This window comes from Rhizobium sp. P32RR-XVIII, assembly GCF_012641395.1.
In the GTDB taxonomy this organism is placed as follows: Bacteria; Pseudomonadota; Alphaproteobacteria; order Rhizobiales; family Rhizobiaceae; genus Rhizobium.
This window is the reverse complement of sequence record NZ_JABAIH010000001.1, coordinates 525,797-537,946: the sequence shown is the minus strand read 5'-3', so window position 1 is coordinate 537,946 and position 12,150 is coordinate 525,797. Positions and strand designations below refer to the sequence as shown.

Here is a 12,150-nt window from a genome sequence, read left to right as displayed (position 1 = left end):
TTGAAGGAGTTCGCTGTGGATTTCCCTGGCTATTGCTCGTCGTCGTATTCCGCCTTCTTCTCATCCTCGGTGACCGGGATCGCGTAGGCACCGCCGAGCCAGCGGGAAAGATCGACCTCCCGGCAGCGGTTGGAACAGAAGGGATAATGCTCGCGGTGAGAGGGTTTACCGCATTCCGGGCAGGGCCGGATCTTGCGTAGCGGCTCGACCTTTGCAGTCGTTTTGGTTTCTTCGGACATACTGATCCTCCTTCGGGCTCAGCCCTCGGGCCACCGGCTATACACGTCGAAGCCTTCGCCGGTGAGCAACAGGATGGTCTCATAGAGCGGCAGGCCGACCACGTTTGTGTAGGAGCCTACCATTTTCTGCACAAAGGTGCCGGCGAGCCCCTGGATGCCGTAAGCACCCGCCTTGCCGCGCCACTGGCCGGACGCAAGATAGTTCTCGATTTCGAAACCGGAAAGGCGCTTGAAGCGCACCTTCGTCTCGACGATCTTCTGGCGGATCTTGCGGTCGGGCGTCACGAGGCACACACCGGTATAGACCCAGTGGCTGCGGCCGGAAAGCAGGTGCAGCGAAGCGGACGCCTCGTCGGCGAATTCGGCCTTGCCGAGAATACGGCGGCCGACGGCAACCACCGTGTCGGCCGCAAGAATATAGCTGCCCTTCCAGGCCGGGTCGCCCTTGAGCGCGGCAAGCGCCGCTTCGGCTTTTTCCGTCGACAGGCGCCTAGCGAGCGAACGCGGATGCTCGGACTTCTTCGGCGTCTCGTCGATGTCCATCGGCATCAGGCGCGAGGGCTCGATGCCTACCTGATTGAGCAGGTCGATGCGGCGCGGTGAGCCGGAAGCCAGAATGAGCTTATATGTGAGCGCCATAGACCCTCGACCGGAAACGGAACCTTTGAGACGACTTCCGGCACAAGCCTACTTGAAGCGATAGGTGATGCGGCCCTTCGTGAGATCGTAGGGCGTCATTTCCACAAGCACCTTGTCGCCCGCCAGAACGCGAATGCGGTTCTTGCGCATGCGCCCTGCCGTATGGGCGATGATTTCGTGCTCGTTTTCGAGCTTCACGCGAAAGGTCGCGTTCGGCAGAAGTTCGGTCACGATACCCGGGAATTCGAGGACTTCTTCTTTAGGCATATAAGGGTTTTCTTCCTGTCGGTTGAGCTGGCGGCATCGGACCGCCTCAAATTTGCGCGGAAACTACACAATCAACGTTCATTTGTGAACCTTGTTGATCGGGCTTTCTGCCATTTGTTTCACGCCGATTGCGCGGCGAGGCCATTTCTCCTGATGAGCCGGCTTTCGATCAAGGCTGTGAGGTGATCGCGGATCTCGCGATAGGCATCCAGGATCTGCTCGCGGGTACCGGTCGCCACGGTTGGATCCATCGTCGGCCAGTAGACCACTTCAACCGCGTTGGAGCGCGTCAGTTCCAGTGCGGCGTGATGCGCCTGAGGCGACAGCGTGATGATGAGATCGAAGTAATCATCCTCGAGCTCCTCAAGAGTCTGCGGCTGCCGGCGCCCAAGCGAGAGACCGATTTCATCAAGCACGACATCGACGAATGGATCGCGTTCGCCGGCGCGAATGCCCGCCGAGCGTATATAGGTAGTCGCAGGCAGCATGCTACGGGCGATCGCTTCGGCAATCGGCGAGCGAATGGCGTTCATCCCGCACATGAAAAGGATCGCGCCGTGCGCTTTTACCTCTGCCGTGTGTTCCCCCGGCGCCACTGGTATCATCCGCGCCAGTGAAGCACGCAGACGAGCGTGAAGATGCGGCGCGCAGTGTCGAAATCGACCTCGATCTTGCCGGCAAGCCGGTCCTTCAGCGTCTGCGAGCCCTCGTTGTGGATCCCGCGCCGCCCCATGTCGATGGCCTCGATACGGCTCGGCGAAGCAGACCGGATCGCCTCGTAGTAGCTTTCGCAGATCATGAAATAGTCCTTCACGATCCGTCGGAAAGGCGTCAGCGACAGGATATGGGTCGCGACATCCCGCCCCTCTTCCGTGGTGATGCCGAAGACGAGCTTGGAATCGGCCAGCGAAATATTCAGCCGGTAGGGTCCGCCGCTATGGCCAACAGGCTCGAACCGGTTTTCCTCGATGAGATCGAAGATGGCGACGGCGCGCTCATGCTCGACATCGGGCGTCGAACGGCCGATCGTGTCGTCGAGGACGACATCAGAAAGCCGGAAGTCGCCCTTTGCCATGCCTCACCTTTCGAGATTGAGGCGGATCGCGACCGATCGCGCGTGAGCATCAAGTCCTTCGGAAACCGCAAGCGCAATCGCCGCCGGCCCGAGTTCGCGCAACTGCTGCGGCCCAAGCCGGAGGATCGACGTCCGCTTGACGAAATCGAGCACCGAAAGACCGGAGGAGAAGCGGGCAGAACGTGCCGTCGGCAGAACGTGGTTCGAGCCGCCGACATAATCGCCGATGACTTCCGGCGTATGCGCGCCGATGAAGATCGCGCCGGCATTGCGGATGCCGTCGAGCAATGCATCCGGATCGGCGACAGCAAGCTCAAGATGCTCGGCGGCGATGCGGTTGGCGAGCGGGACGGCGTCCTTCAGGTTCTTTACCACGATGATGGCTCCGAAATCCCGCCAGCTGGCGGCCGCCGTTTCCGAGCGATTCAGCGTTTTCAACTGCCTCTCCACGGCCGCTTCGACCGCCTTGCCGAATTCGGCGTCGTCGGTGACCAGGATCGCTTGCGCACCTGCGTCGTGTTCGGCCTGGGCCAGGAGATCGGCTGCGATCCAGTCCGGGTTGTTGTCCTTGTCGGCGATCACCAGCACTTCGGACGGACCGGCAATCATGTCGATGCCGACGGTGCCGAAAACCTGGCGCTTGGCGGCCGCGACATAGGCGTTGCCCGGGCCGGTGATCTTTGCGACCGGGGCGATCGTTTCCGTGCCGTAAGCCAGCGCTGCAACCGCCTGCGCCCCGCCGACGCGGTAGATTTCCGAAACGCCGGCGAGCTTTGCCGCCGCAAGCACCGCCGGATTAACGCTGCCACCCGTCGCCGGGACCACAATGACGATGCGCTCGACGCCTGCCACCTTTGCCGGGACCGCATTCATCAGCACCGAACTCGGGTAGCTCGCCGTACCGCCAGGTACATAGAGGCCGACCGCCTCGATCGCCGTCCAGCGCGAGCCGAGCCCGACGCCCATGGCATCCTCATAGATATCATCCTTCGGCAGCTGCCGGCGATGATGGGATTCAATCCGCACGGCAGCGACTTTCAGCGCGCCGAGCACTTCGGCCGGAACAGCCTCCACAGCAGCATCGATTTCCGCCTCGGTGACGCGCATCGGCACTGCGGCAAAATCAACGCCGTCGAATTTCTTCGAATATTCGGCAAGCGCCGCGTCGCCGCGGGTCCGCACGTCATCGATGATCGCGCGCACGACCGTGTTCACGTCTTCCGAAACCTCGCGCTTGGTCGTCAGAAACGCGGCAAAGCGCTGTTCGAAACCGTCCGATGCCTGATCCAGCCAGATTGCCAACGCAGCTATTCCTTCTCAATAAGACACAAGGAGAGTCTTCATGCGCCCGGGTGGCGCGGCTTGGAGGCGGTTTCCCATGCTCCGCCGATATCCGCAAGCGCCGCCTCGATGCATTCGACGTCGAGAACGATCTCAGCCTCGCCGGCAAGCGTCAGCTCGATCGTGCCTTCTGGCCCCTCGCCCTTCTGCTCGAAGGCAACGGACAGCAGAGAAAGCACCTCGTCGCGCCGCCTGCGATTAATACCCGTGGAACGGACAGCCAGGACGCGCTTGAACACCAGAGCCGCCCGACGGCGCTCGAAGCCTTTGCGCTTCCTGATAGCCTCTTCCCAGACGAAGCGGTTGGCAGCAATCGAAAACTGCCCATCGCGCGGCGACCAGGCCATGTCGCCGACCTTGAAAACGCTATCCTGCATGTGGGCGGAGACCACCGCAAGATCTTCATTGTCGAGCGCAAGAAGCTTCAGATCCGTCATGCAGGCAAAACCCCGGTTCTATCTGGCACCACCTGGATGGTGATGCGTCAGACAACGGAAATAGGATGCCTCGGCGGAATGCGCAACCGGGATAAAGAGGCTATGAACGCCTCTTCTTTATTCGCTGACGCGCTCGACGATCGCCCCGCAGCGGGTGAGCTTTGCTTCCAGCCGCTCGAAGCCGCGATCGAGATGATAGACGCGTGAAACCACGGTCTCTCCTTCGGCGGCAAGACCGGCGATCACCAGCGAAACAGAAGCACGAAGATCGGTCGCCATCACAGGTGCGCCTTTCAGCCGCTGGACGCCCTCGATCTTCGCCGTCTGACCGGAAAGCGAGATTTTCGCGCCGAGGCGGGCAAGCTCCTGCACATGCATGAAGCGGTTTTCGAAGATCGTTTCCGTCACGTGCGAAATGCCGGAAGAGCGTGTCATCAGCGCCATGAACTGCGCTTGCAGGTCGGTCGGGAAGCCTGGGAACGGATCGGTCACGACGTCCACCGGCTTGATGGCAGCGCCATTGCGCCTGACGCGGATGCCGTTGTTGGTCGGCGAAATTTCGGCGCCTGCGCGGCGGATCGTTTCCAGCGCTGTTTCGAGCAGCGCCGTGTCGGTATTCTCAAGAACGACGTCGCCGCCGGCCATCGCAACGGCCATTGCATAGGTGCCGGTCTCGATGCGATCCGGCAGAACGCGGTGGCGTGCGCCCGAGAGCGACGACACGCCCTCGATGGTAATCGTCGAGGTGCCGTGCCCGGAAATTTTCGCGCCCATGGCATTCAGGCAGTTGGCGAGGTCGACGACTTCAGGCTCACGCGCGGCATTGCCGATGACCGTCGTGCCGCGTGCAAGGGTTGCCGCCATCATCATCACGTGCGTCGCGCCGACGGAAACCTTCGGAAAGGTGTAGCGCGTGCCGATCAGCCCGCCGGACGGGGCCGTCGCATTGACATAGCCGCCGTCGATTTCAAGGTTTGCGCCAAGCGCTGCCAGTCCTTCGAGGAAAAGGTCCACCGGACGCGTGCCAATGGCGCAACCGCCCGGCAGCGAAACGCGGCAGTGGCCCTCGCGTGCCAGGAGAGGCCCGATCACCCAGAAGGAAGCGCGCATCTTCGAAACCAGCTCGTAGGAAGCCGTCGTATCGACGATGGTGCGGCAGGTGAAATGGATAGTGCGCGCATAGGAGTCCTCCTGGCGCTCGCGACGGCCGTTGACGGCGACGTCGACGCCGTGATTGCCGAGGATGCGCATCAGCAGTTCGACATCGGCCAGATGCGGAACGTTTTCGAGCGTCAGCGTGTCGCTGGTCAACAGCGAGGCGATCATCAGCGGCAAGGCGGCATTCTTGGCGCCGGAAATCGGAATGATGCCATTGAGCTCATTGCCGCCGACAATTCTGATACGATCCATGGGGGCTTACGGGCTGTGCCCGCCTTTCTGAAAGTTCTGCCTCAAAAGGGATGGAGGTCTCTAGACGAATTTCGAACACGCTTCAATTCGCAGCGGAGCGAACATTACGATTCGTCCATTTTTGCGGCAGGAAGCCCACTTGTCTCATCCTCCTGTCCGGCGCGGCGGGCCCGCGTCTGGTGCTTGCGGCGGGCGAGGTTTTCGCGAAGCTTTTCGGCGGCGCGCTCCCGGCGCAGCTTCGCCTGTTCTTCGATCATGGCCTTGCGGCCTTTCGCGGCTTTTTCGGTATTGTCATCCATGCGCCATGTTTAACGGATTCCGCCCTGCGCAAAAAGAGCTTAGCCGTTAATACATGCGAAGTTGGAATTTGCGACTTGCGCTTATCGAGAAGCTGTGGCAATAGGCCCCCCGTTCACGCAATGCAGCCGTTCGGCTCACGCGTGCTGGTCCTGCTGCCGTAGCTCAGTGGTAGAGCACACCCTTGGTAAGGGTGAGGTCGGTGGTTCAATCCCACTCGGCAGCACCAGTTTTCACAAAAATCAAAGGGATGACGGTGTACTCCGGCGAGTCACGTCCCGGACGCTTCGCGGCAAATCACAAAATGCCGTATGCTCGCAAAGACAGAGCGCCTACCAGCATGATCAAAACGTATCCCGTGTTTCGAATTTCGCGGAGATATTTATTAGCCCATCCTCGGCGGTGATGCATGTAATAGAGGTAGGCGTTGTCGCTAAGGTGATTTGTCAGATCATCATAGTCGAGCGCTCCGCCATTCTTGATCAGCTCTCGCTCAAGCTCCGCATGAATTTCAGCAATTGATTTTTTCTGAAGATGGGCATGCGCTCCTTTCAATTGAATCTTAAACCAAGATCGATGATCAAAGGCTGGCGAACTCTTTGGCGCGTGCTGCAAGTCTCTCGTAGGCGCGATGTACTGGCTCGTACGGGTCCGATACTGGCTCGAAGGGATGCATCCCGAGGCGTAGAAGAGCCTTCAGGTGATCGCGGCCGGACTCGAAACCCACGACCGGTGCAAACGGCTTCATCGCAAGACTGTCGGGATAGAGGCGGGCGAATTCAGCGAAGTTCGTGAAGTGTTCGTGATTGCCGCCGCCGGGAAGGTAACTCTCGGCGGGCGCTCCTTCGGCGAGGATCACTTCATGGCTTTCGAGCATCACGTGGAAGTATTCGATCGCCTCCCCGTCCGCAGGCGGGGCCGGCACAATGGAGATCCCATTGACGAGGAATTTCGCGAGGATGAGGTCACCATCGATAAACAGGGCATGGCCGGGGGAGAGATATAGATCCCTATGAGGGGTCCGGTCATCCAGCGCATGCCGTGAAATGCGGATCGGGACGACGTTGGAATTCCAGGACCGACCACTTCGATTATAGAGCGTACGACCAATCCATTTAACTGGCATGGCCCGCCCATGTGCGGTTCCGACAAGATCGCCGATCTGAAGATCCTCCACGCAGATCTCCCCTGTCGGTGTCAAGATAGAGGTGCCGCGGAGAAAGCACGGGGGACGGTGGCCGTTGCCATTTCCGTTACCGTTACCGTTACCGTTACCGTTTCCGTTTCCGTTGCCGTTGCCGTTTCCGTTGCCGTTGCCGTTACCGTTACCGTTTCCGTTACCGTTACCGTTACCGTTTCCGTTACCTTCGTTCTGTGCTTGTGCGCTGAACGAAGGCAATATCGTCGACGCGGCGATACCCATCGCCGCAATTCTGGCGCCCGTAGCAGCCGCCAGGCCGAGGAAATGACGCCGCGCATGATTGAGCTGCGAGTACCGTTCTTCGCTTGAAGACATGGCTCTCTCCTCTTCGACTTGCCGCGGAGATGAAATACTGCATGTCATTCTGCATCAGCTTTCCATTTTAGGAAATTTGCACATTTTCATGCTCGACCTAGCCATAGTCGCTGCGGTGGTAATCAAAGATGAGGGCCGCTCCGCCTTTTGGATGAAGGTACTACTGTCGGCATATGCCAAATGGATGAGATGTCGCGACACCAGTTTTCGCCAAGAACTGAATTGCATTTCTCGTTCGCCGCCCGCGGTGATCAAAACCCGATTGCCGCCAACAAATAACCCGCTACAATGGCTATGTGGGGGGCTTGCGAGAGGAACGGAAGACCCCGGGTGTGCGTTTTGGCGTAGACACAGGAGGAATGGCTTATGGCAACAGAAAGATGGGGCAATCCGATCAAGGTCGGCTTCGAAAACGCCGATGCGACAACCGTGAACGGCCCGTTCGATGCATTGAAATGCCTCACCGACCTTTGGCCCGTCACCCGCGGCCTGCACTATCTCAAAGCCCGCAGCACCTGCCGTGCGGCCCTTGACGGGCGCAAAACTTGCGAGGAAGCGCGCGCCGAGTTTCTGGCGGCTGCGGAAGAAGCCAAGCTCAAGCTTCACTGACGAGCGCACGACGCGCTTGCCACCGCTGCTATCCGTCAAAACGACGTGGCAATCCATTATCGCGAACGACAGCTCCTTCAGCAGTCGTTACCGCCTTCCATCTCGATATAGCCGACGCCGATAATTGTTCCGTCCGGCGCGCGGATGAAGGATGGAAGATAATGCGCTTCGACCGGAGCACAGCCAGGAGAGTCGATAAATTCGTTCAGTGCAATCTGATCCTGCGGCAGCGCGGAGTAGTACCCCACGTCGCCCTCAAGGGAAGCATAGGCGGGAGAGCTAAATACCGCCAATGCAGCAAGGAAGGCGGGAATGGCCAAACGGAAAATCGTCCTCATGACAGTCTCCAGCGTTGAAATCAGGCAGTCAACACGCCAGACGTGGTTTTGGTTCCGTTCACCAGTTACTGCCGCAGCAGGCGGCTCTTGACGTGACCCTTGCCGACGACCTCCTCTGCGATCACGACAGCGCGATCATCGTCGCCTTCCCGTTGCACGATGCCCTCCAAAACAACATAAGAGCCGACAATCATCACAGTGACCTGGTCGACATTCAGGTCGCGGGCGGCGTGGAGGGCGCTTTCCACCGAGGCTTTCGTTGCTGAGTTGCCATGTCCTTCGGCGCAGCCTTCCTGGGCGTTCCAGGGTTCAAACGGAAGTACCATAGGGGATCTCCACCGCTAATAATCCCTAACGCCCGGCATGGCTTTTCGTTGCATGCCCACGGGGAAGCAACCGTGAGCAATGGAGATTTGAGGCTGTACTTTGCTCTGGCCGACCTTTGCGATATCTAGTGAAACAGCGGTGGAGGCAATTCAATGAAAGTGGTCGTTTCGGCTATCCTCGTAGGGTTTCTGCTCTGCAGCTGCACGTCGTCGGATACGGCGAATGAGCTTGAGCCGATCCCCGGCAGCATCACGTATGGCGGCCAGCCGCGAACGAAACTGACGAAGTCGCCGGTTGGCAGCGCCGTCTATAACACTTTTCACGATTCAAGCGGCAACCGGATAGAGGAAACATACATCCTCCAGCCGGATCGCAGCCTCAAGCTCGTGCGCCGGCAAGTCATGTCCGACTTTGACGACTAAAGCACGTGCTTGACAGGAATCACAATCAAGAACATTCAAGGAACACCTAACCTGTCCGTGCGCGATTCCGCACGGCGCCAACCGGACGGCTGGATGTATCTCGAAAAACTCAATCCACAGCAGCGCATGGCGGTCGAACACGGCACGCTTGCCGAGGGCAGCCATATTGCTGGCCCGCTGCTGGTCATCGCCGGTGCCGGGTCCGGCAAGACGAACACGCTGGCGCACCGGGTTGCGCATCTGATCGTCAAAGGTGCCGACCCGCGCCGCATCCTGCTCATGACCTTTTCCCGCCGGGCGGCTTCAGAGATGGCGCGCCGCGTCGAGCGAATCTGTACCCAGGTTCTCGGCGCCAATTCCGGCATCATGGCCGATGCGCTTGCCTGGAGCGGTACCTTTCATGGGATTGGCGCGCGGCTGCTTCGCGATTATGCCGAGCAGATCGGGGTCGACCCCGCCTTCACCATCCACGACCGGGAAGACAGCGCCGATCTGATGAACCTTGTTCGTCACGAGCTCGGCTTTTCGAAGATGGAAAGCCGCTTTCCTACCAAGGGGACCTGCCTTGCGATCTACTCCCGAGCCGTGAATTCGGAGACGGAGCTGTCTCTGGTTTTGCGGGACGCGTTCCCTTGGTGCGCTGCGTGGGAAAAGCAACTTCGCGAACTCTTCGCCGCCTACGTCGAGGCCAAGCAGAGCCAGAACGTCCTCGATTACGACGACTTGCTGCTTTACTGGGCACAGATGGTTGCCGAACCAATGATCGCCGAGGATATCGGCAGCCGCTTCGACCATGTGCTCGTTGACGAGTATCAGGACACGAACCGCTTGCAGTCTTCTATCCTGCTGGCGTTGAAGCCCGAAGGCCAGGGGCTGACTGTCGTCGGCGACGATGCACAATCGATCTATTCCTTCCGGGCAGCCACCGTCCGCAACATCCTCGATTTCCCCGCGTCGTTCAGCCCGGCAGCCAATATCGTCACGCTCGACCGCAACTACCGCTCGACGCAGCCGATCCTTGCTGCGGCCAATGCCGTGATTGATCTTGCCTCGGAGCGCTTTACCAAGAACCTCTGGACGGAGCGGCAATCGGCCGAGCGCCCTCGCCTCGTCACGGTGCGCGACGAGGCCGACCAGGCGCGCTATGTCGCCGACAAGGTGCTGGAGAACCGCGAGGAAGGCACGCGGCTGAAAAGCCAGGCGGTGCTCTTTCGAGCCTCGCATCACAGCGGCCCGCTGGAAGTCGAGCTCACCCGCCGCAACATTCCATTCGTAAAATTCGGCGGCTTGAAGTTTCTCGACAGCGCGCACGTCAAGGATATGCTGGCCGCTCTCCGCTTTGCGCTCAACCCGCGCGACCGGGTTGCCGGCTTCCGGCTGATGCAGATCCTGCCGGGCGTCGGTCCCTCGACCGCCCAGCGCGCACTCGATCAGATGGCGGGAGACCCAAGCCCGCTGCAGGCGCTTGCGGCCATGCCCGCCCCGCCCCGCGCCGGTGAGGATTGGACATCCTTCGTTTCAGTCATGCAGGAATTGAAAACCGGCAAGGCCGGCTGGCCTGCCGAAATCGGCCTTGTCCGGGAGTGGTACCAGCCGCATCTCGAGCGGCTGCATGAGGATGCCTCGACGCGTCAGGCCGATCTTCTGCAGCTCGAGCAGATCGCGGGTGGCTATCCCTCGCGGGAACGCTTTCTTACAGAACTGACACTCGATCCGCCGGATGCGACAAGCGACCAGGCCGGCGTGCCGCTGCTCGACGAGGACTATTTGATTCTCTCGACCATCCACTCGGCCAAGGGACAGGAGTGGACCAAAGTCTTCATGTTGAACGTCGTCGACGGCTGCATACCCTCCGACCTAGGCGTCGGCACCAGCGCTGAGATAGAAGAGGAGCGGCGCCTCCTTTATGTCGCGATGACCCGCGCCAAGGACAATCTCGATCTCGTCGTGCCGCAGCGCTTCTTCACGCACGGGCAGAATGCGCAGGGCGACCGGCACGTCTATGCATCGCGCACGCGCTTTATCCCGGCCACGCTGCTGCAATTCTTCGAAGTCTGCGGCTGGCCGCAGGTCAAGAGCGGCAGCGCTGGCGCACAGCCGGCGCGCCAGGTTCGTATCGATGTCGGCGCCCGCATGCGCGGCATGTGGCGCTAAATGGCGAGAGGACGGTCCAGAGGTTTGAGGAACGGTGCGATCATATCCGCATCCACTGCCTCAAGGGTCGACGGCGACCATTTTGGATTTCGGTCCTTGTCGATCACCGCCGCCCGCACGCCTTCGTAGAAATCCGCGGACTTCAGCATATGAATGCCGGCGGCCAGTTCGCGGTTCAGGCACTCCGCGAGACGGGCGCTGTTGCGGCCCTCCCTCACAAGACGGAGAGTCAGTTTCAGGCTGGTCGGCGAACGCGTCCTCAAGACGCGAAGCGACTCGACAGCAAACGCGTCCTGCTCCGCGCCAAGCGCCTCGGCAATGTCTTCCACGCTGTCGAAGTGGAAGACGCGGTCGATCAGCTCTTGAGCACTTCGCAAACGGCTTTCACCCGGCTCTTCAGACAGATGCTTCAGCAAGGCATCGCAGGCCACTGATGACGAACCGGCCGGCATGCGCGCCAATGCATCGATGACGTGCGGCAGCCGCGAAGACGGGATCTGAAAATCCGCGAGGCCGGCGTAGATGGCGTCTGCAGCGTTCAGCTCCAGGCCCGTCAGTCCGGCCCATGTTCCCGTTTCGCCGGGCATACGCGGCAGTAGCCAGGTCGCTCCGACATCCGGGAAATATCCGATCCCGGTTTCCGGCATCGCAAGCCTCGTCCGCTCGGTCGCAATACGGTGCCGCCCATGGGCAGAAAGTCCGACGCCGCCGCCCATGGTGATGCCGTCCATCAGCGCGATATAGGGCTTTGCGTAGTTGGCGATGCGATGGTTGAGTGTAAATTCTTCGCGCCAGAACGTCTCTGCCAAACCGGAATTGGAACGCCCGCTTTCGTGAAGGACACGAATATCGCCGCCGGCGCAGAAGCCGCGCTCGCCCTCGCCGGCCACGACCACGCTTGCAATCCCATCGTCATCCGCAAATTCGTCGAGCGCCGTATCGATCATGCGCACCATGTCGAGCGTCAGGCTGTTCAACGCCCGCGGCCGATTGAGCCGGATGATGCCCGCCGTACCGCGCCGTTCGATAATAACTTCGCGCTCGTGTCCGTTCTTCATGTCCACTGTCCACCCTCGACT

Annotated in this window: 16 protein-coding genes, 1 tRNA gene and 1 pseudogene; 5 read left to right on the top strand and 13 right to left on the bottom strand. The window is 60.3% G+C overall.

Features of this window, described 5'->3' with window-relative positions:
* Positions 1-29 precede the first annotated feature (29 nt).
* From yacG to HGP14_RS02655, 9 genes are all read right to left on the bottom strand, one after another.
* Positions 30-239, bottom strand: coding sequence for a DNA gyrase inhibitor YacG (gene yacG / locus HGP14_RS02695; RefSeq protein WP_168828297.1), 210 nt, complete (start codon positions 237-239; stop codon positions 30-32).
* Positions 240-257: 18 nt separating this feature from the next.
* Positions 258-878: a Maf-like protein gene (locus HGP14_RS02690; RefSeq protein ID WP_168828296.1), complete on the bottom strand. Its 621-nt coding sequence runs from the start codon at positions 876-878 to the stop codon at positions 258-260.
* A 48-nt stretch (positions 879-926) separates the two neighbouring features.
* A complete protein-coding gene (gene infA, locus HGP14_RS02685; RefSeq protein WP_003545338.1) occupies positions 927-1,145 on the bottom strand; it encodes a translation initiation factor IF-1 in 219 nt (72 codons plus the stop codon).
* Positions 1,146-1,264: 119 nt separating this feature from the next.
* Positions 1,265-1,750, bottom strand: a complete 486-nt coding sequence (locus HGP14_RS02680) for a low molecular weight phosphatase family protein (RefSeq protein WP_168828295.1) — start codon at positions 1,748-1,750, stop codon at positions 1,265-1,267.
* The gene (locus HGP14_RS02675) at positions 1,747-2,220 is read right to left on the bottom strand and encodes a UPF0262 family protein (RefSeq protein ID WP_168828294.1); all 474 of its coding nucleotides are present in this window, start codon (positions 2,218-2,220) and stop codon (positions 1,747-1,749) included. The genes HGP14_RS02680 and HGP14_RS02675 overlap by 4 nt, the downstream gene beginning before the upstream one ends.
* 3 nt (positions 2,221-2,223) lie before the next feature.
* Positions 2,224-3,522: a histidinol dehydrogenase gene (gene hisD, locus HGP14_RS02670; protein ID WP_168828293.1), complete on the bottom strand. Its 1,299-nt coding sequence runs from the start codon at positions 3,520-3,522 to the stop codon at positions 2,224-2,226.
* Positions 3,523-3,560: 38 nt separating this feature from the next.
* Entirely contained in the window at positions 3,561-3,998 is a 438-nt protein-coding gene (locus HGP14_RS02665; RefSeq protein ID WP_168828292.1) for a DUF2948 family protein, read from the bottom strand.
* Between the two features lie 117 nt (positions 3,999-4,115).
* Positions 4,116-5,408, bottom strand: coding sequence for a UDP-N-acetylglucosamine 1-carboxyvinyltransferase (murA, locus tag HGP14_RS02660; protein ID WP_168828291.1), 1,293 nt, complete (start codon positions 5,406-5,408; stop codon positions 4,116-4,118).
* A gap of 104 nt (positions 5,409-5,512) precedes the next feature.
* A complete protein-coding gene (locus tag HGP14_RS02655) occupies positions 5,513-5,707 on the bottom strand; it encodes a hypothetical protein (protein ID WP_168828290.1) in 195 nt (64 codons plus the stop codon).
* 152 nt (positions 5,708-5,859) lie between these two features.
* Here HGP14_RS02655 and HGP14_RS02650 point away from each other — a divergent pair.
* A tRNA-Thr gene (locus HGP14_RS02650) sits at positions 5,860-5,934 on the top strand.
* A 351-nt stretch (positions 5,935-6,285) separates the two neighbouring features.
* On the opposite strand, the pseudogene HGP14_RS02645 reads toward HGP14_RS02650, so the two are convergent.
* A pseudogene (locus HGP14_RS02645) lies at positions 6,286-6,921 on the bottom strand (Hint domain-containing protein); the annotation flags it as partial.
* 18 nt (positions 6,922-6,939) lie between these two features.
* Here HGP14_RS02645 and HGP14_RS36420 point away from each other — a divergent pair.
* Both HGP14_RS36420 and HGP14_RS02640 read left to right on the top strand, forming a co-directional pair.
* Positions 6,940-7,215 (top strand): hypothetical protein, encoded by a 276-nt coding sequence (locus tag HGP14_RS36420; protein ID WP_312862093.1) that lies wholly within the window; start codon positions 6,940-6,942, stop codon positions 7,213-7,215.
* A 372-nt stretch (positions 7,216-7,587) separates the two neighbouring features.
* Positions 7,588-7,830: a DUF982 domain-containing protein gene (locus HGP14_RS02640; RefSeq protein WP_168828288.1), complete on the top strand. Its 243-nt coding sequence runs from the start codon at positions 7,588-7,590 to the stop codon at positions 7,828-7,830.
* Between the two features lie 77 nt (positions 7,831-7,907).
* Here the strand turns inward: HGP14_RS02640 and HGP14_RS02635 are convergent, their stop codons facing one another.
* Together HGP14_RS02635 and HGP14_RS02630 are read right to left on the bottom strand one after the other, a co-directional pair.
* Complete coding sequence (locus HGP14_RS02635) at positions 7,908-8,168, bottom strand: hypothetical protein (protein ID WP_168828287.1); 261 nt, start codon at positions 8,166-8,168, stop codon at positions 7,908-7,910.
* A 65-nt stretch (positions 8,169-8,233) separates the two neighbouring features.
* Positions 8,234-8,494: a BON domain-containing protein gene (locus tag HGP14_RS02630; RefSeq protein ID WP_168828286.1), complete on the bottom strand. Its 261-nt coding sequence runs from the start codon at positions 8,492-8,494 to the stop codon at positions 8,234-8,236.
* 153 nt (positions 8,495-8,647) lie between these two features.
* Here HGP14_RS02630 and HGP14_RS02625 point away from each other — a divergent pair, with 153 nt between their 5' ends.
* Both HGP14_RS02625 and HGP14_RS02620 read left to right on the top strand, forming a co-directional pair.
* Complete coding sequence (locus HGP14_RS02625; RefSeq protein ID WP_168828285.1) at positions 8,648-8,917, top strand: hypothetical protein; 270 nt, start codon at positions 8,648-8,650, stop codon at positions 8,915-8,917.
* Positions 8,918-9,010: 93 nt separating this feature from the next.
* Entirely contained in the window at positions 9,011-11,071 is a 2,061-nt protein-coding gene (locus HGP14_RS02620) for an ATP-dependent helicase (protein WP_168828284.1), read from the top strand.
* Here the strand turns inward: HGP14_RS02620 and HGP14_RS02615 are convergent.
* On the bottom strand, positions 11,068-12,129 hold the full coding sequence (locus HGP14_RS02615; RefSeq protein WP_168828283.1) for an enoyl-CoA hydratase/isomerase family protein: 1,062 nt from the start codon (positions 12,127-12,129) through the stop codon (positions 11,068-11,070). The genes HGP14_RS02620 and HGP14_RS02615 overlap by 4 nt on opposite strands.
* Positions 12,130-12,150: the final 21 nt, after the last annotated feature.